Source organism: Polyangiaceae bacterium (assembly GCA_015075635.1).
Lineage (GTDB): Bacteria > Myxococcota_A > Polyangia > Polyangiales > Polyangiaceae > JADJKB01.
Map to the genome: position 1 here is coordinate 3,418,398 of JABTUA010000001.1, position 22,666 is coordinate 3,441,063.

Annotated in this window: 20 protein-coding genes and 1 pseudogene; 8 read left to right on the forward strand and 13 right to left on the reverse strand. The window is 67.0% G+C overall.

All coding sequences use genetic code 11. The features are described from left to right. The first annotated feature begins 218 nt into the window (after window positions 1-218). The 4 genes from gcvT to HS104_15585 are packed head-to-tail and all read left to right on the forward strand — an operon-like array spanning window position 219 to window position 3,530. On the forward strand, window positions 219-1,334 hold the full coding sequence (gcvT, locus tag HS104_15570; GenBank protein MBE7481385.1) for a glycine cleavage system aminomethyltransferase GcvT: 1,116 nt from the start codon (window positions 219-221) through the stop codon (window positions 1,332-1,334). Window positions 1,335-1,367: 33 nt separating this feature from the next. After that, on the forward strand, window positions 1,368-1,769 hold the full coding sequence (gene gcvH / locus HS104_15575; protein MBE7481386.1) for a glycine cleavage system protein GcvH: 402 nt from the start codon (window positions 1,368-1,370) through the stop codon (window positions 1,767-1,769). Beyond that, a complete protein-coding gene (gene gcvPA, locus HS104_15580; GenBank protein ID MBE7481387.1) occupies window positions 1,769-3,124 on the forward strand; it encodes an aminomethyl-transferring glycine dehydrogenase subunit GcvPA in 1,356 nt (451 codons plus the stop codon). Before gcvH ends, gcvPA begins: the two co-directional genes overlap by 1 nt. 55 nt (window positions 3,125-3,179) lie before the next feature. After that, complete coding sequence (locus tag HS104_15585) at window positions 3,180-3,530, forward strand: hypothetical protein (GenBank protein ID MBE7481388.1); 351 nt, start codon at window positions 3,180-3,182, stop codon at window positions 3,528-3,530. An 18-nt stretch (window positions 3,531-3,548) separates the two neighbouring features. Here the strand turns inward: HS104_15585 and HS104_15590 are convergent, their stop codons facing one another. The 4 genes from HS104_15590 to HS104_15605 form a co-directional block, all read right to left on the reverse strand. Next, entirely contained in the window at window positions 3,549-3,851 is a 303-nt protein-coding gene (locus HS104_15590; protein ID MBE7481389.1) for a PilZ domain-containing protein, read from the reverse strand. Between the two features lie 1,048 nt (window positions 3,852-4,899). Beyond that, window positions 4,900-5,298 carry a type II toxin-antitoxin system death-on-curing family toxin gene (locus tag HS104_15595; GenBank protein MBE7481390.1) on the reverse strand — a complete coding sequence of 133 codons (399 nt, stop codon included), beginning with the start codon at window positions 5,296-5,298 and terminating at the stop codon, window positions 4,900-4,902. Then, the gene (locus HS104_15600) at window positions 5,295-5,489 is read right to left on the reverse strand and encodes a DNA-binding protein (protein MBE7481391.1); all 195 of its coding nucleotides are present in this window, start codon (window positions 5,487-5,489) and stop codon (window positions 5,295-5,297) included. Before HS104_15600 ends, HS104_15595 begins: the two co-directional genes overlap by 4 nt. Before the next feature lie 261 nt (window positions 5,490-5,750). Continuing rightward, complete coding sequence (locus HS104_15605; GenBank protein MBE7481392.1) at window positions 5,751-6,107, reverse strand: hypothetical protein; 357 nt, start codon at window positions 6,105-6,107, stop codon at window positions 5,751-5,753. Window positions 6,108-7,486: 1,379 nt separating this feature from the next. Here HS104_15605 and HS104_15610 point away from each other — a divergent pair. After that, window positions 7,487-7,852, forward strand: a complete 366-nt coding sequence (locus HS104_15610) for an ATP-binding protein (GenBank protein MBE7481393.1) — start codon at window positions 7,487-7,489, stop codon at window positions 7,850-7,852. 120 nt (window positions 7,853-7,972) lie between these two features. Here the strand turns inward: HS104_15610 and HS104_15615 are convergent, their stop codons facing one another. The 3 genes from HS104_15615 to HS104_15625 all read right to left on the reverse strand — a co-directional run bounded on the left by HS104_15615 (window position 7,973) and on the right by HS104_15625 (window position 9,571). Further along, the gene (locus HS104_15615) at window positions 7,973-8,254 is read right to left on the reverse strand and encodes a hypothetical protein (GenBank protein MBE7481394.1); all 282 of its coding nucleotides are present in this window, start codon (window positions 8,252-8,254) and stop codon (window positions 7,973-7,975) included. Between the two features lie 57 nt (window positions 8,255-8,311). After that, window positions 8,312-8,746 carry a hypothetical protein gene (locus HS104_15620; protein MBE7481395.1) on the reverse strand — a complete coding sequence of 145 codons (435 nt, stop codon included), beginning with the start codon at window positions 8,744-8,746 and terminating at the stop codon, window positions 8,312-8,314. Between the two features lie 285 nt (window positions 8,747-9,031). Then, a complete protein-coding gene (locus tag HS104_15625) occupies window positions 9,032-9,571 on the reverse strand; it encodes a hypothetical protein (GenBank protein ID MBE7481396.1) in 540 nt (179 codons plus the stop codon). 1,708 nt (window positions 9,572-11,279) lie between these two features. Here HS104_15625 and HS104_15630 point away from each other — a divergent pair. Next, window positions 11,280-11,489, forward strand: a complete 210-nt coding sequence (locus HS104_15630) for a transposase domain-containing protein (GenBank protein ID MBE7481397.1) — start codon at window positions 11,280-11,282, stop codon at window positions 11,487-11,489. Window positions 11,490-11,654: 165 nt separating this feature from the next. Beyond that, window positions 11,655-12,105: pseudogene (locus HS104_15635) on the forward strand (ATP-binding protein). Window positions 12,106-15,660: 3,555 nt separating this feature from the next. On the opposite strand, the gene HS104_15640 reads toward HS104_15635, so the two are convergent. From HS104_15640 to HS104_15655, 4 genes are all read right to left on the reverse strand, one after another. Then, window positions 15,661-15,975: a hypothetical protein gene (locus HS104_15640; GenBank protein ID MBE7481398.1), complete on the reverse strand. Its 315-nt coding sequence runs from the start codon at window positions 15,973-15,975 to the stop codon at window positions 15,661-15,663. Between the two features lie 162 nt (window positions 15,976-16,137). Then, window positions 16,138-16,506, reverse strand: coding sequence for a hypothetical protein (locus tag HS104_15645; GenBank protein ID MBE7481399.1), 369 nt, complete (start codon window positions 16,504-16,506; stop codon window positions 16,138-16,140). Window positions 16,507-18,701: 2,195 nt separating this feature from the next. Next, on the reverse strand, window positions 18,702-19,250 hold the full coding sequence (locus tag HS104_15650; GenBank protein ID MBE7481400.1) for a hypothetical protein: 549 nt from the start codon (window positions 19,248-19,250) through the stop codon (window positions 18,702-18,704). Between the two features lie 171 nt (window positions 19,251-19,421). After that, a complete protein-coding gene (locus HS104_15655) occupies window positions 19,422-20,108 on the reverse strand; it encodes a hypothetical protein (protein ID MBE7481401.1) in 687 nt (228 codons plus the stop codon). 152 nt (window positions 20,109-20,260) lie between these two features. On the opposite strand from HS104_15655, the gene HS104_15660 reads away from it, so the two are divergent. After that, entirely contained in the window at window positions 20,261-20,692 is a 432-nt protein-coding gene (locus HS104_15660) for an acyl-CoA thioesterase (protein ID MBE7481402.1), read from the forward strand. Window position 20,693: 1 nt separating this feature from the next. Here the strand turns inward: HS104_15660 and HS104_15665 are convergent, their stop codons facing one another. Both HS104_15665 and HS104_15670 read right to left on the reverse strand, forming a co-directional pair. Next, complete coding sequence (locus HS104_15665; GenBank protein MBE7481403.1) at window positions 20,694-21,269, reverse strand: DUF3501 family protein; 576 nt, start codon at window positions 21,267-21,269, stop codon at window positions 20,694-20,696. Then, window positions 21,269-22,648 (reverse strand): hypothetical protein, encoded by a 1,380-nt coding sequence (locus HS104_15670; protein MBE7481404.1) that lies wholly within the window; start codon window positions 22,646-22,648, stop codon window positions 21,269-21,271. Before HS104_15670 ends, HS104_15665 begins: the two co-directional genes overlap by 1 nt. Between the last annotated feature and the right edge of the window lie 18 nt (window positions 22,649-22,666).

Genomic DNA, 22,666 nt, shown 5'->3' on the forward strand with positions numbered 1-22,666 from the left:
CTCGCGCGACGCGCCGCGGGAGCCGTTCGCCGAGGCCACCCTTGGAGCGGTGATCTGCTGAGTATCCGCGACTCATCCCACGGGCCGAGGAGGCATCCCCCGGCCCCGCCGGCAGTTTCCGTGGGTCTCCGCCACTCCGGATCATCGTGATCCGATCATGCCAAGACTGCCGAAGTCGAGCCTAGCCGCCCCGCCCGGATCGCGGTACGTCCGGCGGCGTGACCGAATCTCTGAAGCGCACGCCGCTCTACGACGAACACGTGAAGGCCGGGGGGCGCATCGTCCCCTTCGCGGGCTGGGAGATGCCGGTGCAATACGCCGGCATCAGCGCGGAGCACGAGGCGGTGCGCACGCGCGCCGGACTGTTCGACGTCTCGCACATGGGTGAGCTCGAGCTCTGGGGCGACCACGCCGCCGCCGTCGTGAACTACCTGGTGACCAACGACCTCGGGCGCATCGAGGTCGGCCAGGCCATGTACACCTGCTGCTGCAACGAGCAGGGCACGATCCTCGACGACCTGATCATCTACAAGCGCGCCGCCGATCGCATCCTGGTGGTCTGCAACGCCGGAAACCGCGACAAGATCAGCGCGCACTTCGCCCGCGCGGCGAAGGATCACTGCGAGTTCCGCGACGCCAGCGACGACACTGCGCTGATCGCGCTCCAGGGCCCGAAGGCCCTCGACGTGCTCGCCAAGGCCGGCACCGACCTCGGGAACGTCGCCGAGTCCCTGGGCAGCTTCCGCTTCCGTGACGGCAAGGTCGCGGGGCTTGCGACCACCGTGGCGCGCACCGGCTACACCGGCGAGGACGGCGTCGAGATCTTTTGCGCCAGCGCCGACGCCGCCGCCCTGTGGCGCGCGCTATTGGCCGCGGGACAGGACATCGGCATCGCCCCCGCGGGCCTCGGCGCCCGGGACACGCTGCGGCTCGAGGCGCGCCTCTCGCTCTACGGCAACGACATCGACGAGACCACCAACCCCATCGAAGCGGGCCTCGCCTGGACCGTGAAGCTCGACAAGGGCGATTTCGTGGGCCGCGCTGCCATCTCGGCGGTCAAGGAGGCGGGGCCGCCCCGCAAGCTGGTCGGCTTCGAGATGACGGGCCGCGGCATCGCGCGCCACGGCTACCCCTTGCAGGACGCGAGCGGCGCGGTCGTCGGCGTCTGCACCTCCGGCGCCCCCGGCCCCACCGTGGGCAAGAACATCGGGCTCGGCTACCTGCCGAGCGCCATGACCGAGATCGGCACGGCCTTCCGCGTCGACTGCCGCGGCAAGGCGGTGGACGCGGTCGTGGTCAAGACCCCCTTCTACAAGCGCCCCAAAGCGGGCTGACCCAGAGCAACACACGGAAGAAGCGAGCAAGCGATGAGCAGCGACGTGAAGAGCGACCGCAAGTACACCAAGGACCACGAGTGGGCGAAACAGGAGGGCAAGGAGGTGCTCATCGGCATCACCGCCTTCGCCGTGGAGCAGCTCGGAGACATCACCCTGGTGAACCTGGACCTGAAGCCCGGTGACAGCGTGGCCGCCCACAAGGGCTTCGGCACCATCGAGAGCGTGAAGACGCTGAGCGACCTGTTCGCGCCGATCAGCGGGAAGATCACCCGCGTCAACGCCGAGCTCGAGAACAAGCCGGAGCTCGTCAACGAAGACTGCTGGGGCAAGGGCTGGATGATCGCCATCGAGCCGTCGAGCTGGGACGCGGAGTCCGCCGCCCTGATGGACGCGGCCGCCTACGCCAAGCACGTGGAGGAGTCCGCCCACTGATGCGCTACCTGCCGCACACGCCCGCTGAAATCGAGCAGATGCTCGGGGTCATCGGCAAGAAGTCCGTCGACGAGCTGTTCGCCACCATCCCCGAGGCGGCCCGTTTGAAGGGCGCGCTGAAAGTGCCGCCGCCGCTCGACGAGGCGGCGCTGATGGCACACCTCGGCGAGCTGGCGCAGAAGAGCTCCGGCGCGCGTTTGCTGTCGTTCCTGGGCGCGGGCATGTACAGCCACCACATCCCGCCGGCGGTGGACCAGCTGCTCCTGCGCAGCGAGTTCTACACCGCGTACACGCCGTACCAGCCGGAGGTCGCGCAAGGCACGCTCCAGGCAATCTGGGAGTTCCAGACCATCGTCAGCGAGATCTACGGGCTGCCGCTCTCCAACGCGAGCCTGTACGACGGCGCCAGCGCCACCGCCGAAGCCGCGTTGATGGCCCGCCGGTTGACGAAACGCAGCAAGATCCTGATGAGCGGCTGCGTGCACCCCGACTACCACGCGACCACGCTCACCTACCTGTCCGGCGACGCGACGCCGAGCGTGGTGGACGTGCCCGCGGGGGAAGACGGCCGCGCCAGCCGCACGGCCCTGGCCGCCTCCATCACCGACGACGTCGCCGCGGTGATCGTCGGCTACCCGAGCTTCTTGGGCCCGCTCTCCGAGCTGGGCCCCATCGCGGAGGCCGCCCACGCCCACGGCGCGCTCCTGATCGTCACCTGCCCCGAGCCCTACGCGCTCGCCATCGCGGAGGCCCCCGGCGCCCAGGGCGCGGACATCGTCGTCGGCGAAGGCCAGCCCCTCGCCTGCCCGCCGCAGTTCGGCGGCCCCGGCGTGGGCCTGCTCGCCTGCCGGCAGGATCGCAACTACCTTCAGCAGCTCCCCGGTCGGGTCTGCGGCGAGACGGTGGACGCTGCCGGGCGCCGTGGCTACGTGCTCACGCTCTCCACACGCGAGCAGCACATCCGCCGCGATCGTGCCACGAGCAACATCTGCACGAACCAAGGCCTGCTCGCGCTCTCCCTGGCCATCCGCGTGAGCCTGCTCGGCAAGAGCGGCTTCGTCGCGGTGGCGGAGCAGTGCCTCTCCAAAGCCCACTACCTCCACGGCCGCATCCTCGGGCTCTCCGGCTACGCAGCGGGCTTCGCCGACGCGCCGTTCTTCAACGAGTTCGCCGTCAAGGTCCGGGGCGGTAGCGCCGCTGCGCTGTGCAGGAAGCTCGAGGCGGAGGGCATCATCGCCGGCTTCGATCTCGGCCGCGTGAGCCCCGCCTGGAAGGATCGCCTGCTCGTCGCCGTCACCGAGCTCCACACCAAGGCCGATCTCGACCGCCTGGTGGGCGCGCTCGAGAAGGCCTGAGCCCGGTGCCGCCGCGCGTGCTCTTGCTGCTCGCCCTGGGGCTCGCGCTGCCGGCGTGCCGCGCGCCGGGATCGACGGGCCACCCTGCCCCCTCCGCCAGCGTCACAACTTCCGGACCCTCGTGCAGCTCGACGGCAAGACGCTGCGGGTCACCACCAAGCGGACGCAGCCCGACCCGGCGTGGCCCGATCGCACGATGACCAGCGAGATCGCCGCGGTCAGCGTCAACCGAGAGGAGCAGTTCGTGGTCACCGGCGCCTGGCGCGTCGAGTCCGCCGTGGGCCGACCGCCGGGCACCAAGGTCACCCCCTCGGACGTCACCTACGCCTTCTGGCCCGTCAGCCCCAGCGTCGTCTGGTTCGACCAAGGCGCGCACGGCCGCTGGGTGAAGCTCCGGCGAAAATGATGCGCGCGGCCCGGGCGTTCAGGCGGCTCGCTCCGGGACGAGCTCGACGGCGAGCAGGCGTCGGAACAGGTCCGCCTGCTCGTCCAGGCTGACCCGGACCACGCGGCCGTGCACCCGTTGCTGGGGTCCGCCGTACTTCAGGGCGAACCTCAATTCCAGCTCCTCCCCCACGGAGAAATGGCTCGGGGTGCCGATGAGCAGCCCGGAGGCGCTGCAATTGCGGGCGATGCCGATCCGGTCGGACTTCTCAGCCGAGTCGATCTGCACCGGGAAGTAGATCTCTTCGCGCTGGTGACGTCGGCGTTCGGGCATGACGTCCACCAAGATGGGCATCGATGATGACCTGGCAATCCCCGGACCCACGGACCTCATCGGACCGCGAGGCGCAGCGGACCAGGCGCAGTGCCGCATTGTCGCCTGCGGGCGCGGAACGGACGGTGAAGTCGGCAAGACCGGCGTTCGGCGGGTGGAACATCGACATGCGGCGTCACCGAAGAGGCAGGACACGGGCTCGGGCCTGCGCATGGTCGACTGTGACCAGCGCGCCACTCGAGAGCCAGGAACAGGCCGTCTCCGTTCGAGTCGCGGACCCGCAGGAGCTGCTGATTGGAGAGGTCTCCACAGGTCGGCTCCCGCAGCGTGACCAATCCGCGTGTGCCCGAGGCCAGTTCACCGCGAACGAAAACTCGTCTGCCCGTGAGATCGGCCGCTGCCGAGAGGAGCTCACGTACGGCCCACCCGGTGGTGAGGGATTCAATGCGGTGAGACATCGCGTGCGTGCCCGTTCAGGGATCCAGCCAACACGTGTACGAATACGCTGGAGTCGAAAAGGTCAGCTCGTCGTTGTCGAAGGTCGCGGCGTAGCACGCATCGCTGCCCAGCTTGCAGACCTCGAGCGGCTCGCAACGCAAGTGAAAGCTCTCTGACGAGAGCCCAGGCTTGGGTTGAGCATCACAGCCGTGCGCGTTCTTTGTACCAAGGACCAGGGTGACCGATTCCACACCTGGGCCGCGTGCGCAGCTGATTGAGGGAGACTGGCAGAGCGCGCAGGGAGCTGGATCCGAGTCGGGGCTGGCGCATGCGCTCGCCGCTAGCACGACCGCAATCGTAGCGAGCCGTAGGGAGAATCCACGACGGCGAGTTCTGGGGCACGCGACGAGCGAGATGAACGGCTGTGCCATGCGAGATGAGGACGCAGGACTCATGCCAGCATGACTGGCGCAGATTGTGCCAGGGATCCGAGTCCGTACAACGGAACGGCGTTCACCCGCGAACGCCGGAGGTCATCGTAGCAGAGCGCGGGGCGTTACGGCCGCGGAACGGACGGCGAAACTCGCCACGACCGGCGTTCGGCGGGTGCAACGTCCAGTTATGCAGGGGCGGCAGGATCGTGACGGGTGTGCGCGCGAACCCAAGCCTCAAGCTGGTCCCTGGACGCGGTGCCATCGGCAACGGTGAGGATGATCTGCTCGTGGTCATCGACGTCGGCGTCAAGTGACACGCCGTTGAGCGCGAGGAAGAGCTCCATGGCGGCGTGGCCAACTCGCTTGTTCCCATCGACGAAGCCGTGGCCGCGGACGAGCCCAAAGCAAAGCGTGGCTGCCTTTGCGATGAGATCAGGGTACACGTCGGCACCATCAAAGGTGGCCCGCGGTTGGGCGACGGCGGCTTCCACCTGGCCGAGGTCACGGATACCAGAGGTTCCGCCGGAGGTCTGGATCAGGCGATCGTGGAGCCAGATCACCTCGGTCAGCGAGAGGTGCCTCATGCCAGGCGTCGATAGAGCTCAGCGTTCTTGAGCAGCAACTGCTCAGCGTGGGAACGGAACTCATCGGATGGAGAAGCGAGCGCCTCAGCGACCGCGGCGAGCGCAAGCTCCTCTGGCGAAACACCGAGGGTCTTGGCCCGCGCGAGCAACGCTTCGGACTGCGCTTCCGAAAGATCGATGGCGAGCTTCACGGACTGGAGTCTACCAAGATCCTGGCGGTAGTCACGAGGCCCGGTGCGGCGGAGGATCGTGTTCCCCGCTGCATAACGGCACACGCGTTGACCCGCGAGCGCCGGAGATCATCGTAGCAGAGCGCGGGCGCTGCAGAGGCGGGCGAGTGCCGAAGACAGAGTGTTCGCCCGCGGGCGCGGAACGGACGGTGAAGTCGGCAAGGCCGGCGTTCGGCGGGTGCAACGTGAGTTATGCAGCTCGCTTGGCATCAACGGAGAGGTTCATGGATTGGACGTGCCGGCGCCGCCCCCGCTGCCAAGCACTTCGTAGTTGAAGTAGAACGCCGCGTCTGCTGGACCCGAGCACGGTTCGCCTTGGTGCACGACGCTGGCGTCGGTCGTGTCGGCATAGAGGACCTTGCCCGTGGCATCGCGAATCGAAAGGGCTATCGTGGTTGCCGGGAAGGACTCGCGGTCAAGCAAGAGAGTGAACGAGCCCTGCTGGCACGCGGGGTACGCGAGGTCCTGATCACCCTCGAGGACTTTGCACTTTCGATCGACGACGAAGCAGTGGCAGAGCTCGGGGCCGTAGTCCTTGACGTAGCAGGTGGAGCACAGCCGGGCGGAGGCGAAGTCCACGAACGGGGTGGAGTCATTCTGAACGAAAGTGATCCGGAAGGTCGAGTCGTCGGTGCACGATTCGGAGGGCTCGGAGGGTGCCGAACAGCCGGCTAGGGCGAAGATCGGAAGGAACAGGAGAAGTGAAAACCACGCCTGCTTTCGGCCCACGGTGCACCCAAGCGCAAGCGTGACTGGGAGCGCGAGGGTCTGCAAGGTCGGCGCCAGGGGGGCGAATCGCGACCTGCGCCATCGGGTCGGACGGCCGCATAACGAGACACACGTTCACCCGCGAACGCCGAGCGTCAAGTCATAGGTCGGCAAGGCGCAGCAGAGCGGGCGCAGTGCCGCAGACAGAGAGAGCGCCCGCGGCGCGGAACGGACGGTGAAACGCGCGATGCCGGCGTTCGGCGGGTGCAACGTCGAGTTACACAGTGTCAGGGCGCCCAGCCACACGTCGCGACGCTGGCTCGTCGTGCCCATTCCGCCGCCGGACTCGACCGCGGTCACACGCCTGCTCTCCGAACAAGGCGTCGTGGTGCCAGCTCAACACCGCCCCCGCTCCAAGCGGTGCGACCCGTGCGCGTCCGCCCCGAGCAGGCTGCCGCGACGTACTCTCGACCTCGAACCGCGAGGCGCGTAACCTGAGCACGTGCCTGGCCCGAAGCCATGATTGCCCGGGCGTGCTGTCGGTGGGAGCGCGCCGCGGGGGTTCTGCTTGCCGCGATTGGAGCGGTCGTCTTCGGGGCTCGTACCGTCCAAGGCATTCCGTCAGTCTTGTTGTCCTTTGGGATCTTCGCGGGATGTGCCGCCCTGCTCTGGCGTGCCGCTGGGCCGTCGGACATGCGACGCTACCGATGGCGCATCGTTGTGGTTGGTACCTTCGGTTGGCTGGCTGCGCTCGGGGTCGCCATATTGGTTGGGGCCGGGGACGCCGTGTTTAGGACTCTCGTGTCAGGCGTGTTCGGAGCGGTTGCGGGGTTGGCGTTCGTCGCGGGTCGCCCCTCCCTGGCGGATTGAGGGCGCGGCGCGAGACCCTCGCCATCGTCCCAAGGAGCAGACTATCGAACCGGAGGGGGCTCAGACGCCATATCTGACGTACCGTCGCGGTACAGGTCAGCATCGACGCATGGGATTCTCACGCACACACTTCGGCCTGATGGTGTTGGGAGCCTGTGCGCTCGGTGTGGCGCTGAGCTTCGTCTTCGGGAGCAATCGTAACGACGGGCAAGCGGGGGCGCGCCCCGGCCCAAGCATTGTCCTTGCTGACCCTGTTGCTCCGCCAATTGGCGTCGACGAAGGTCCGGGTTCGGACGCGGCGGACGCAACAGAGCCAGTGCGCCCGGAGGACCGGCAACGCCTGACGGAGGCGAAAGAGAGACTGAAGGCGCACCCAGCTCCTGCTGGACCTCGCCGCTCAGGAGTCCGCTCGGGCACTCGAGCGCCGCCTCAGGCACTACGCGCGCGTCGGCTTGCTGATCATCGACGAGATCGGCTTTCTCGCGTTCGACAACCGGAACGCCGATTTACTCTTCCAGGTGGTCAGCCGCCGCTACGAGAAGAAGAGCCTCGTGCTCACCACCAACCTCGCATTCCGCGACTGGCCCAGCATCTTCCCCAACGCCACCTGCGCCACCGCCCTCATCGATCGCGTCATCCACCACGCCGACGTCATCGCCATCGAAGGCGAGAGCTACCGCGCTCGCGAGGCCCAGCAGTCCGCCAAGGCCAGGCGCTCGACCAAGAAGAAGGAGGACGAAGCGTAGCCGCCCCACCCGCGCAGCACTTCACGCAGCCCGGCTCGATCTCGATCGGCCGGGCTGCTCAAATTTCTGCGCTTTCACGTGCTCGGCAACAGCAAAACTAGTCGGGCGGGGGGAACATAGTTAGGCAGCACCATTGCTGAGGAGCACATCGCGTGTGGCGTCGACGAGAGCTTGCGTATCGGAAACGGTGCGAGTCCACGCGTCAACGTCATCGCTGATTGGGCCCGCGTTGCGAATGCGCTCAAGTCGTCCCTGCATGACGCCTAACAGTTCGTGGGGATCTTTCCAGGGTGGGGCGTGGTCGAGCCAGATGGTGCCATTTGGCGCCATGAGAGCCGGAGGATCCTTGCGATCCCACCGCCAGCCACGCGACAGAAGCACTTCAAAAAGCGTGGAGAACATGTCGCGGGTCCGCCTCAGCTCAGGGGGTGAGTTTGACGGCAAACTTGCGAAGCGCCTTCAAAGCTGAACCTTTGCGTTCTTGCAGGTTGGTGGGCAGTCCGGACCATTGGGCTGCTGTATCACGTACGTCGGACTCACCGTGGAGGTCAGGAGCACGGTGCCCGCTGATGAGAATGTGAGCGTGAGTTTGCCGGGATGGCGGTTGGGCAAAAGGAAACCATCGATTTGCGAGCCGCTCATCTGAATCCAGATCCCGCTCGAAGCGCACGTGTCCAGGCCCTTGGAGTGGGCATACTCGCACTGCAACTGGTCTTTATCTGCTTCAACAGACACAGAGAGGTCCAACGATGAATCGATCGGTGCCGCAAACCACACCTCGACTCCATCGTGGCAGCCCGCTCCGGTGCAGCTGTCGCTGCCGCAGCCGGCCACATGGGCACACGCTCCGAGCAAGATCGTTGCCACCAAGACCTGCCGGGCGTGCGTCTGCATGAGGGTAAGTCTGCCTCCCGGACCGCAGAGCTGCCAGGCGGATTCGCCCGAGTCCGTATAACGGAACGGCGTTCACCCGCGAACGCCGAGCGTCAAGTCGTCCGCCGGCAAGGCGCTGCAGACGCAGGCGAGTGCGGCATCAGTGTGTTCGCCCGCGGAAGCGGAACGGACGGTGAAGTCGGCAGGGCCGGCGGTCGGCGGGTCGAACGCGAGTTATGCGGTGCTCCTCACCTGCAACACTGGCAGATTGCCCGTCGCAAATGGGCAGCTGGGTCACGGTCAGGTTCAAGGTGCTTTGTTCGGCACTTTTGGAGCAACTGCCTCAGCGACGCCTATGAGTTGCTGCTTTTTGTCCGTGGCAGGGGGAGCCGCCTCGCCGAAGGTCGAGTATTCGAGGTGCGCAACGACCTCTCCGGTGAGCCACTTGACGATTACAATGGAAGTGGAGGAACCGATGCTGGTGGTTCCCACGTACCCCTCGTCGCCGATCGCCAACGGCTCCGATCCGGAGGGGACGCCCATGTAGGCAGCGCCCCGCCACAACGTGAAGGCAAGACTCTGGCCGTACCCAGGGTACTGCAGCGGAGAATAGCCGCATCCCGCGAGCACATCGTTGACGACAGGTTCCGCGCCATCCAACTTCGCCTGTGCACCGAAGACTTCGGTCGCGTGTTCGGTGGTCACGATGTCGATCGCATTGATGCCGTTCGCGCCGCCCGAACCGTTTGAGTGGGGACTACCGCCTTGGCTAGCGTTGCCACATGCAACGCTGACCAAGCAGGTTGCGACGGCGAGCGCGTTGGCGAACGAACTCCCAAGAGCCACCGAGGCTCAGGGTACGCGCACCGCGGCTCGACGTCGAGAGCTTTGGCGGTGGCGCGGCGGCGCGCAGGAGAAAGGAGCGGGTACGGCCAGGAGCCATGAAGGTACCGCTGGAGCCAGCCTTGGTGGTGGGCAAGCGGTCGCGCACGGCTTCGGCGTCGGTGCCTCGCGGCGGCCGTATAACGAAACGGCGTTCACCCGCGAACGCCGGAGATCATCGTAGCAGAAGGCGTGGCGCAGCAGAGCGGGCGCAGTGCCGCAGACAGTGAGAGCGCCCGCGACGCGGAACGGACGGTGAAGACTGCGAAACCGGCGTTCGGCGGGTGGAACGGCAAGTTAGACAGCGTCGAAGACTGGCGTGGAAGTCTTGGCTCCTGCCCGTTCCTACGGTGAAGAGGGCAAATGCGCGTTGGGGCGTGAGCAGTGCCGGTTCGCCACCGAGCGGCAAGAGCACGGGGCTGATCCCGACGCGCAAAGACGCGTGCCGACGCTCATCTTCAACCGCCGTCGAGGCGCCATGGTCTTGGTGGCACAGTCTACGCGGTGCTGCGCGCTGGGAACGGGCGCAAGTTCACCGGTCAGCGCTTACACCCACAACCATAGTCCGAACGAACCCGGTCGCCCTGGCGCAGTCGAAGAAGATGCCCGAGAATGCCGTTTTTACGCACCGCTCTTGTTCCGCTGTTCGAGATCCTTCCAGCAGAACTCTTCGTAACTCGCCGCCTGGGCGCACGAGCACAGTGACCTTCAGCTCTCCGCTAGCCGCGGACATGCACGCCCTCGCGGTTTGGAGCGACTTCTCGAGCCCGGAGAGTTGCTCGGCGTCCAAACAAGTGCGCGATGCTGGTATGCCGTCTTTCCAAGGCCACACGTTCTCGGTGCGGGCCGCGTCGCTCGGCGCGGTCGCCGGGGGAGCGTCGTCAGTGGCCAGGCTTCCGCTGGCGGCAGGCACAGTGCTTATCCCCCCGTGAGCGCCTGCGCGCTCGCCCCGCGTGTCGCACTGAACGAGGGACGCGAGGGCAGTCACGACGAGAACAGTGATGCGTGTCGCGTGCAGAACGGCCGCCCTTCCCCGGCTGTACATCGGTGATCGCTTAGGCCGCTGCACGACGCCGGTCATCCCATGGCGCGTCCTGGAAGGTCACCGTCGTCTTGGCGGCACGTCTTCAGTACCAGCCCGCACACGAGCGCTGCCGTCTGCGACATGTTTCGCGGGTTCTCCGGCATTCGCGGACGCGACGCCGTCTACGACGCGCTGTTCCGCGGAGACGCCGTCGAAGACCTGAATGATGCGCCCAGCGAGGTCGCTGCTGGAGCCACGCGCGCAGGCGTTCTGGGACGCTGCTGTCAGCGGCTTCGCCATCGGCCGGAGGGCTTGCTCCGGATCCGTGCGCTCTACAAGCTCGACGAAGCTGGAACACATTGCCGCCAGCGACGCGCCGGCAGAGACGCAAGACCGTCCTCGAGCCGCTCGTCGCCGAGTTCTTCGGTGGGCACGCGCTCGAGCCGGCCCGCGACCGAGGAGCGGGGCCTCGTCAACAAGGCCCTCGGCACGTCCTGCGCCAGGAGCTCGCGCTGCGCCGCTCCTCGAAGACGGCAGGCTGCGCATGGACAACAACCACAGCGAGGGCGCGCTCAGGATCGTCGCCACCGGCGAAAGCGCTGCTTCTTCGGCCCGACGATCACGCCCGCCGCCGCCAACCTCTATTCCTTGATCGCCAGCTGCAAGCTCCACGACCTCGATCCCGAGCGCTATCTGACCGAGATCATCCGCGTCATGCCGTACTGGCCTCGCGACCGCTACCTCGAGCTCGCTCCCGCCTACTGGGCGGCAACGCGGGCGCGCCTCGTCCCCGGCGAGCTCGACGCTGAGCTCGGCACGATCACCGTCCCGCCCGCACTGGCTGACGCGGCCGAGTAGGCGCCTCCGAACCGACTTCGCCTGCTGGGTCACGCCGCGAATATCGCGTCACGCGATCCGTTCCTCAAGAACGGGGTCCGTGCTCCGGATACACAGAGCCAGTGCGCCCGGAGGACCGGCAACGCCTGACGGAGGCGAAAGAGAGACTGAAGGCGCACCCAGCTCCTGCTGGACCTCGCCGCTCGGGAGTCCGCTCGCGCACTCGAGCGCCGCCTCAGGCACTACGCGCGCGTCGGCTTGCTGATCATCGACGAGATCGGCTTTCTCGCGTTCGACAACCGGAACGCCGATTTACTCTTCCAGGTGGTCAGCCGCCGCTACGAGAAGAAGAGCCTCGTGCTCACCACCAACCTCGCATTCCGCGACTGGCCCAGCATCTTCCCCAACGCCACCTGCGCCACCGCCCTCATCGATCGCGTCATCCACCGCCGACGTCATCGCCATCGAAGGCGAGCTACCGCGCTCGCGAGGCCAGATCCGCCAAGGCCAGCGCCGACCAAGAAGAAGGAGGACGAAGCGTAGCCGCCCACCGCGCAGCACTTCACGCAGCCCGGCCTCGATCCGACGGCCGGGCTGCTCACCTGCGCTTTCACGTGCTCGGCAACAGCAAAACTAGTCGGGCGGGAACATAGTTAGCAGCACCATTGCTGAGGAGCACATCGCGTGGCGTCGACGAGCTTGCGTATCGGAAGTGCGAGTCCGCGTCAACGTCATCGCTGATTGGGCCCGCGTTGCGAATGCGCTCAAGTCGTCCCTGCATGACGCCTAACCAGTTCGTGATCTTCCAGGGTGGGGCGGGTCGAGCCAGATGGTGCTTGGCGCCATGAGAGCCGGAGGATCCTGCGATCCACCGCCAGCCACGCGACAGAGCACTTCAAAAGCGTGGAGAACATGTCGCGGGTCCGCCTCAGCTCAGGGGTGAGTTTGACGGCAAACTTGCGAGCGCCTCAAGCTGAACCTTGCGTTCTTGCAGGTTGGTGGGCAGTCCGACCATTGGGCTGCTGTATCACGTACGTCGGACTCAGTGGAGGCCAGGGCACGGTGCCCGCTGATGAGAATGTGAGCGTGAGTTTGCCGGGATGGCGGTTGGGCAAAGGAAACCATCGATTTGCGAGCCGCTCATCTGAATCAGATCCGCTCGAAGCGCACGTGTCCAGGCCCTGGGTGGGCATCTGCACTGCAACTGGTCTTTATCTGCTTCAACAGACACAGAAGGTCAACGATAATCGATCGGTGCCGCAAACCCACTGACTCCATCGTGCAGCCGCTCCGGTGCAGCTGTCGCCGCCGCAGCCGGCCACATGGGCACACGCCCGAGCAAGATCGCTGCCACCAAGACCTGCCGGGCGTGCGTCTGCATGAGGGTAAGTCTGCCTCCGGACCGCAGAGCTGCCAGGCGGATTCGCCTGAGTCCGTATAACGACTGGCGTTCACCCGCGAACGCCGAGCGTCAAATCGTCCGCCGGCAAGGCGCTGCGACGCAGGCAGTGCGGCATCAGTGTTTCGCCCGCGAAGCGACGGACGGTGAAGTCGGCAGGGCCGGCGGTCGGCGGGTCGAACGCGAGTTATGCGGTGCTCCTCACCTGCAACACTGGCAGATTGCCCGTCGCAAATGGGCAGCTGGTCACGGTCAGGTCAGGTGCTGTTCGGCACTTTTGAGCAACTGCCTCAGCGACGCCTTGAGTTGCTGCTTTGTCCGTGGCAGGGGAGCCGCCTCGCCGAAGGTCAGTATTCGAGGTGCGCAACGACCTCTCCGGTGAGCCGCGACGATTACAATGGAGTGGAGGAACCGATGCTGGTGGTTCGACGCACCTCGTCGCCGATCGCCAACGGCTCTGATCCGAGGACGCCAGGCAGCGCCCGCCACAACGTGAAGGCAGACCTGGCCGTACCAGGGTACCGCAGCGGAGAATAGCCGCATCCGCGAGCACATCGTTGACGACAGGTTCCGCGCCATCCAACTTCGCCTGTGCACCGAAGACTTCGGTCGCGTGTCGGTGGTCACGATGTCGATCGCATTGATGCCGTTCGCGCCGCCCGAACCGTTTGAGTGGGGACTACCGCTGGCTAGGTTGCCACGCAACGCTGACCAAGCAGGTTGCGACGGCGAGCGCGTTGGCGAACGAACCCAACCACCGAGCTCAGGTACGCGCACCGCGGCTGACGTCGAGGCTTTGGCGGTGGCGCGGCGCGCAGGAGAAGGAGCGGTACGGCCAGGAGCCATGAAGGTACCGCTGAGCCAGCCGGTGGTGGGCGCGGTCGCGCACGGCTTCGGCGTCGAGCCTCGCGGCGGCCGTAGAACGAAACGGCGTTCACCCGCGAACGCCGGGATCATCGTAGCAGAAGGCGTGGCGCAGCAGAGCGGGCGCAGTGCCGCAGACAGTGAGAGCGCCGCGACGCGGAACGGACGGTGAGACGCGAAACCGGCGTTCGCGGGTGGAACGGCAAGTTAGACAGCGTCGAAGACTGGCGTGGAAGTCTGGCTCCGCCCGTTCCTACGGTGAAGAGGCAAAGCGCGTTGGGGCGTGAGCAGTGCCGGTTCGCCACCGAGCGGCAAGAGCAGGGCTGATCCGACGCGCAAAGACGGCGTGGACGCTATCTCAACCGCCGTCGAGGCGCCATGGTCTCGGTGGCACAGTCTACGCGGTGCTGCGCGCTGGAACGGCGCAGTTCACCGGTCAGCGCTCACCCCAACCATAGTCCGAAGAACCTGGTCGCCCTGGCGCAGTCGAAGAAGATGCCGAGAATGCCGTTTTACGCACCGCTCTTGTTCCGCTGTTCGATCCTCCAGCAGAACTCTTCGTAACTCGCCGCCTGGGCGCACGAGCACAGTGACCTTCAGCTCCGCTAGCCGCGGACATGACGCCCTCGCGGTTTGGAGCGACTTCTCGAGCCCGGAGAGTTGCTCGGCGTCCAAACAAGTGCGCGATGCTGGTATGCCGTCTTTCCAAGGCCACACGTTCTCGGTGCGGGCCGCGTCGCTCGGCGCGGTCGCCGGGGGAGCGTCGTCAGTGGCCAGGCTTCCGCTGGCGGCAGGCACAGTGCTTATCCCCCCGTGAGCGCCTGCGCGCTCGCCCCGCGTGTCGCACTGAACGAGGGACGCGAGGGCAGTCACGACGAGAACAGTGATGCGTGTCGCGTGCAGAACGGCCGCCCTTCCCCGGCTGTACATCGGTGATCGCTTAGGCCGCTGCACGACGTGAACTCGCTGAGTTTCCGGGGGCTCGATAGGCATGTGCACGGCGCTCGACGGACTGAAGCAGGTGAAGGCGACGACGGTTCGGGTCTGGGGCCTCGTGGAGCAGCAGGTCGAGCAAGACTGGGTCGTCGCGGCCTTCGATGACGACGGCGAGCAGGTCGGTTGCGTGCTGGCTCATGAGCACGCTCCAGCGTCGTGCCGGGAGAAGGAATCCCGGGCGGACCGCGCTGCGCAAGGCGTGAAGGAGCGCTCGGCTCGCGGCCAGCGAGAGAAGAGCGGCGTAAGCATGGCCTCTACGACGGCGCGCTCGGCTCGATCTGGTCGAGCCGGTGTGCGACTCAGCCCTTGAAGAGCAACCGACTTCCAGCGGACGGCGTACCGCGGGCGATATCGCCGCTGGAGCGCCTCGACGCCGATGTTGGTGATGTACAGGTGGTACTGCCGGAGGCTTCGTCCCGCAGCCGACGACACGGAAGGTGCGGACCTGCTGGAGCAGCGCCCGGCGTAGACGCGATGGCGGAGCGAACCTGTACGGTGACGTCAGTTCCTCGCGCTGCAGGCGGTCGACGACATCAGATGCACTGCCGACGACGGCGACCGACCGGCCGCGCCAGCGTCGATTCTGAGCAACGATGACCGGTTGAGCTGCGCGAGCCGGGACACGAAGTAGCCACGGATCTGTCGAGCCGGCGGAAGAGGCGGAAGTCAAGTAGCGAGGTCGAAGAGCAACAACTGCCGCGAGCCCACGGGCCGAGGACGAGGGCACGGCGATCATGGCGGCGCTCGGCGGTCACCTTGACGGTCTGCTTGCCAGCCCCGCCACGCACATCACCACATGCACCTCGCGGCAGCCGGGTGTGGTTGGTGCGGCAGGCCGGAAACGCCTGGCCAGCAGCTCGTGCAGGCGGATGACCGTCGAGTCCGCGATCAGGATGTCGCGGAACTGATTGAGCCGCCCAGATGCGGGCCGGCTCAGCCCCAGGACTGCTGGAGCACGCCGTCGAGCAGCTGCCGGAGCAGCCTCACCAGCGCCGGCGTGAACCGGCAGTAGAAGCTGCTCTCCTCCAGCGTGGTCCGCGAGACCCTCTCGTAGACGCGACGCAGGCCCGCGATGGTCCGGACTTTCCCGGCGGAAAAGCCGAGGATAAGGCTCCAGACCAGGGCGTAGGCGTCGACCTTCCGGACGCGCTGGAACGCGCCCGTCGCCCGAGCGCTCGCTTCGACGAGCGACGGCGGAAGGAACTTGCGGAGCGTGCGGTGAATCGGTACCGATGGCGAGCGGGGCATGCGTCCTCCGAGCTGTGTCGCAACCGCGAGGTCGCACGCTTGCCCCGTTTCCACAACTCCGCGCACCGCGCGAACGGTGGATCACGCGCGCAAGCGATCGGAATGATCCAGGATTCCGCTTACCCGAACACCCATGGACAGCACTGCTGGCACACGACGAAATCAGAGAGGCGAGAGCTTTACGGTCACGGTTTCAGTGTGGACCCGGCACTCGTCCTTCGTGTCGACCACGACGGTGTTCGTTGAATCCTGGTATCCGGGTGCGGTCACCGTGAGCTCGTAGGTCCCAAGTCGTTCCGGCACGCCAGCGCAGGAACATTCGGGTTGGCCCCAACACTTGAGCTGCCACTCGTCGTTTCCGTCGTGGGCGACCGCCTTCACGTTGCAGATCTCCTTGCCCGTGTTGGCATCGCGCACTCTGGCCCGGATCGAGTAGCCCATCGCGCCGTCGCACGAGGCTCCGCTGCATGCCCAGTCAGCGACGCTGAGCAAGGCGACGGCCATCACGTGGACGCACTTGACTGTGGCCATGGCTGTATAACGAGACACACGTTCACCCGCGAACGCCGAGCGTCAAGTCGTCAGGCGGCAAGGCGCTGCAGACGCGGGCGAGTGCCGCATCAGAATGTTCGCCCGCGGGAGCGGGACGGACGGTGAAATCGGCAAGACCGGCGTTCGGCGGGTGCAACGTGAGTTAGACGGCACCGGTCACAGTTTTCGCGGGGCTTGAGCGCCCCAGGTAAGCTCAAGCACGACGCTGCCGACACCGAGAACTTGTTGTCGCGCGTCCCCGCCGGCACCCGAACCATCACAGCTGTACGACGCGCCCAGCAGTGGGAATGCGTACGCCGCTGTCACGCCGACGGCGAATCGCGGAGCTAGCCACACGTTGGCACCAACGCCAGGTTGCGCGGCGAAGACGACCGGGCCCGCAGAGCAGCCTTCGTTGGGCGGCGAATAGGCGGGGCCGAACGCGAGTCCACCGTGGATGTCCCAAGGACCAGTTTCGGAGTAGACGCGAACGAGACCACCAAGGAAGGAGTGGTGGGCCGTGCGGCGAAAGCGCCACGGGAATTGCGCGTGATCTGCGACGACGCCAAGTCGGGTGTTGCCGACTCCCCAAAGGGCGAACGCACGAGCGAGCGCACTGCTCGGAAGGTCGCAGTCGCACCCAGGAACCGCCCAACCGACGCCGACTCCAAGTTGGGGCGTGGGGCGCGGCTCCAGCGAATAGGGGTTTGGAGGCTCGCGCTCGGCGTGGGCCGGGGATGACTCAAGCGTCAGACAGAGGATGATGCCCAGTCGAGATCCATTCCAACGCCGCAAGTCACCCCCTGAAACGCTCTGCACTGGCGAGGCCGTATAACGAGACACACGTTCACCCGCGAACGCCGAGCGTCAAGTCGGCAGTCGGCAAGGCGCTGCAGACGCGGGCGAGTGCCGCATCAGTGTGGTCGCCCGCGGGCGCGGAACGGACGGTGAAACTCGCCATGACCGGCGTTCGGCGGGTGCAACGTGAGTTATACCGTGGTGGAACCACGGTTGTTCTGGGCGCGGAGACCGTGAGCGTTTCCGTGCGGTGAGGCGCCGTGAGCTCGGAGCTCGGCGCCAGGTCGCGCGGCTTCGGTTCGGATTCGGATTGATTGCGCCGGGGCCCGGGGTAGAGCCGGATTGAACGGCTGCGCACCCGTGCGACAACTTAGTCGGCCCCGCCAGAATCGGCATTGCACGCGGTCCAATCAGGTGGGGGGCAACTAGCGACGGTTGCACCCCCGTCCCCCAAAAACTTGGGCCCCTCTGTCTCGCACACGCAGAGACCGGAATCACACAACAAGGCGCAGCGCAGATAGGGTTGAGGGGAACAACTCTCGGAGACTTGCGGCTGGACGGGGAAATTGGGACACAACGAAGTTTCGCCGGAGGGTGGGATACAGAAACAGACGAAATACCCATCCGCGCCCCACATCGAGCAGGTCGATTCGCCCGGGTCAACCGGAACGCGCGGAGCGCAGTACTGGCCTGCGGTCCGGCAGCACTGTCCCGGACCGCACTGCTCATCGTTATCACAGTTCGTTGGCGATGAGTCAGATCCAGCATCGGCCCCGGGACGATGCGAACCCTCAGCACCCGGGCACGCTGTCATGAACACGACCGGCGTGATGGTGGCGATGAGGCACGCCATGAGCGGTGTCGCTGTGAGGGCCACGCTGCTTTTCACTTGGATCGCAGAATAGCCCACACGCGCACGCTACGCTCGCGCGGCTTCTGTTCACCGCGCTGCGGTTGGCAAGACGCTTCGGGGTCTCGCTTCGCACTTGGACGAAGCACTCTGAGCCCGCTGGGCGGCAGCGGCAGTCGGCAAGGCGCTGTGATCTTGCGTGATCGTTTCCGGTCACGAGACAGCGGTATAACTCTACATTCTACTCGAAACCGACCTGCTTCAACTCCGCGACTCGACCCCTCCCCCCCTCCCCTCCCCCCCCGCGTTAGGCGAGGCCGCATAACCGGATAAGAAGAGCTTGCGGCACCTGCGATCTTGCGAGCTTTCGCCCGGTCGGGGCGGCGGGGCTGCGATACGCGGAACAAGATAAGCGGATAAGAGCGCGGCGGCGCGACGACCTGGGATAACGGAGAACGCGCACATCGCCGAGCGCGCGTCGCCCTGCGTCAGAAAGCGACGCGACCTGTCGCAGGAGGAGGAGGCGTCCGCCCCCAATCGCGACCAGCTACTCCTCTTCCGGCCGGTACGCCGGGAACGGGTTCTTCCACCAGCGCTCGCCGGTGCGGCGGTAAACCGTGAGGCGCGCGAGATCCACGCCGAGGGTGACGGAGTAGTGGCGGCCGTCGTTGGTGCCGCTGCCGCCGCCGCCGGCCAGCGTGATGCCCCAGGGCGCGCCGAGCACGAGCTGGCCCATACCGCCGGCGGAGCCGCGGCCCCACCAGCGCTCGTAGCCGCCGAGGTCGATGGCGGCGCCCCAATCGCCGTTCACGAAGCCGTGGGTCGCGACGCGTGCGAGGAGGCCGAGGTCGGTGCCGCCGCCGAAGTGCGTCTGCCAGTGGAACAGGCCGCCGAAGACGATGGTGTGGGAGGGGGGCGTGCCGAGACCGGTGTCGAGCTGGAAGCTCGGCTGGTGCTCGGTCGCGTCCTTGCTCTCTTGAGTCCAGGAGTAGCCCGGCGCGACGTAGAGCCACGACGAGACGTCCGCCCTCGCCGGCCGCGGCAGAGCGACCAGGCCCGCGAGCAGGCCGAGCGCGGTCACGAGGGGCTTCTTCACCGGCGCCGAGGTACCACGATACGGCAGGCCAACCAACGGATTTCCGGCGGGCCGCCGGGCCAGGCCTGGCTTCGATTTGGGCAGTCTTGGCTCGATCGGATCACGATCATCCGGAGTGGCGAAGACCCACGGAGTCGGCCGGCGGCGGGGCCGGCGGCGCGCAAGTCGAGCCTAGCCCACCGAGCGCGCGCGCTGGCTCTGCCGAACCCGGCTCACGATCAGCGCCGCGACCTCCTGGTGGTACAGGATGCCGTTGTGCCCGCAGCCTTCGATCAGCACGCGTTCGCCGAAGTGGAGCGTCGCGTCTTCGGTGACCAGCGCGTCGTCGCTCGCCACGACGGAGAGGTGAGGCACGCCGCACTCGCCGCGCTCCGTCAGGCGCGCGAGCACGGCGCTCTCCGGCGCGATGTCGCGACCCGCGGCAGCAGGCACGAGCTTCGCGCGACGCGTTCCGCGAAACGGGCTGGCGAGGGAGATGCTCTGGACGATCCTCGGATCGCCGCCCAGCTCCTGCACGAACCAGCGCGCGGCGATGCCGCCCATGCTGTGCCCGACCAGGTGCACGTGCACGCCGGACGGCAGGCGATCGACCAGCGCGGCGAGGCTCTCCGCCACAGCCGCCACGCCCGGTCCGGGGGCGTAGGAGAACGAAGCCGTGTGGGCGCCGGTCTCCCGCTCGACCGCCCCGCGCATCGGGCGGAGCACGCCCGCGGTGGCGAACAGGCCGTGCAGGAACACGACCACGTCGTCGCCGGGCTCCGCCAGGCGCGGGTAGGTCGCGGTCACGTCGCGGTGCAGGAGCGTGGCCTGGCGCGCGAAGGCCATGGCCTCGCGCCCCACCTCGCGCAGCCTGAGCATGCTGGCGCTGCCGGTGATCGCCCCCAGAGTCGCCAGGCTCTGCTTCATGCGCCCCGTTTTTGTAGCGCAAGCGCCTCGCTCCGGACACCTTCTTGTCAGCGGCTCGGCGCCTGGGACAAGCTGCGTCGAATGCTTCGCAACCGGAGAGCGCTGTGAGTTCGCCGGAGTTCGATCCTCCCGCGAACGCCTTTTCGCACTCGTTTTTAGTACCAGCGGCGGACATCGACGATCTCGGTCACGCCGGCAACGTGAGCTGGGTGCGCTGGCTCCAGGACGCGGCGACGGCGCACTCCCGCTCGATCGGCCTCGGGCTCGACGAGTACCGAAAGCTCGGGGTGCTGTGGGTCGTGCGGCGCCACGAGATCGAGTACCTGGGCGCGGCGTTCGAGGGGCAGGAGCTCCGCGCGCTCACCTGGGTGGACTCGATGAAAGGCGCGACGAGCCTCCGGCGCACGCTGTTTCGGCGCGCGGCGGACGACGCCGTCTTGTGCCACGCCGCTACCACCTGGGTGCTGCTCGGCATGCCGAGCGGCCGCCCCACGCGCGTGCCGAAGGAACTGCTCGAGCGCTACGGCTTCGGCTGACTCAGCCGGAGAGATCCTCGGCCAGGGCGGCGACGGTGGCTGGGGACAGCTCGTTCTCCGCCGTGTAGGCCGGGTGATCGACGCCGATGCGCACCGGCTTCTTCTCGCGGATGGCGCGCACCGCCGCCGGCGAGAGCGGGAACTTCACGTAGTGAACGGCGGTGGTCCGGTCGCGGCGATCGTTGCGGGCGTCGGGGACGACCTTCTGGCGCTCGCCCTCGACCAGCACGTAGAACTTGTCCTCGAGCCCCGCGAGCTTCTCCAGCATCGCCTCACGCTCGGCTCGGTCGTCGTACTCCACGAAGATGGTCGCCGAGAGCTCCGAGTCCCCGGGCACCAGCTCGTTGTAGGTCTCGATCTCGTGGAGCACGGCCTTCTCGGCGCTGATGCGCTCGGTGCGCAGCATCTCCTGGATCTGGAACAGCGCGGTGTCGTGGTTCTCGAACAGCACGCTCATGTTCGAGCCGATGCGCGCGCGCCGGGCCTTCTTCTCCTCGATCACCCGCGCGCGGAAGCGGTCGCGGATCTGCTCGTACGCACCCAGGTCCAGGATCTCGCTGCGTGAGACGGGTTTCATCAGGAAGCCTCCTTGGGTTCGTCTGCGCCATCGGGCTCGGGCGGGGCGTCGAGGCCGGGGACGTCGTCGAGGCCGTAGGCGACGGCCAGCGCCTGGATCGGGTGGAGCGCGGGGCGACCGTTCTCCTTCAGGATGCGCAGGCCCGCCAGGCTGCAGTCGGTCACCACCAGCGCCGGCTCCTCGTTCTCGATGGCCTTCGCCATGCGGAGCGCGTAGCGACGCCCCTCCTCGTAATACGCCGCCTTCATTCCCCAGGTGCCGTCCACCGCGGAGCAGCGCTCGACGATGCGCACGTCCGTGTCGGGGAGCAAACCGAGCAGGCGCGCGCCGGGCACCGCGATCTTCTGCGCCCGCAGGTGGCAGGGCGCGTGGTAGGCGACCACGCCGTAACCCCGCTCGAACTCGCGGTTCAGCTTCTTCTCCTTGCGCAGGCCGTCCAGGAACTCCATCAGGTCGAGGGTCGCCGCCGCGACCTCCTTCGCCTCCGGGGTCCCCAGGTACACCGGCCACTCCTTCTTCATGGTGTAGCCGCAGGTGGGGCCCGGGACGACCACCTTCACGCCGCGCCGCACGTGGGGCAGGAGCAGGTCCACGTTGTGCTGCATCTTGCGCTTGGCCGCGGCGATGTCGCCACCGTCCAGGTTCGGCATGCCGCAGCATGTGAGCGAGCTCGGCAGGGTGACCGAGAAGCCGTTCTTCTCCAGCACCAGCACCGCGTCCTTCGGGACTTCGGGGAAGTTGTACTCTCCGTAGCAGGTCGGGAAGAGGACGACCTCGCCGGCCGTGCCGGCCTCCTTCGGCCGTTCGTGAGCGGCGAGCCAGCTGGTGAACGACTCCTTGACCAGCGGCGGCAGCGGGAACTCCGCGCTGATGCCCGTCGTCGCCTGCATGACCTTTCTCACCAGGCGCTGCGAGTTGACGAAGTTCGCCATCGGCGCCGCGAAGCCGCCGCCCGCCCAGCCCACCAGCTGCGGCTCGCCGAGCACCCGGTCCACGATCGGGATGCCGTCGCGGCGCGCGCGCTGCGCCTTCTCGCGGGCCATGAGGCGCGGGAAGTCCAACAGCTCCCGCGCGCCTTCGTCCTCCGTGTACGGGCACTTGATGTAGCAGAGCTTGCACTGCCAGCAGTGATCGGTGACGGCGTGGAAGGTGTCCGGTCCGAGCAGCTCGGCGCCCTCCGCGCGCCCCGAGTCGATGTCGCGATCCACCGCGTCGAACAAGATCGGGAACGACCCGCAGTACGTCACGCACATGCGGCACTCGTGGCAGATCTGGAACGTGCGCCGGAGCTCGTCCTCCAGGTCGCGCGGATCCCAGTAGCGAGAGTCGTTCGGGTCGAAGACCGGCGGCGAGGCCGGGTTGCGGGCGATTTTGCTCATGGCAGGGCCAGGGTCATA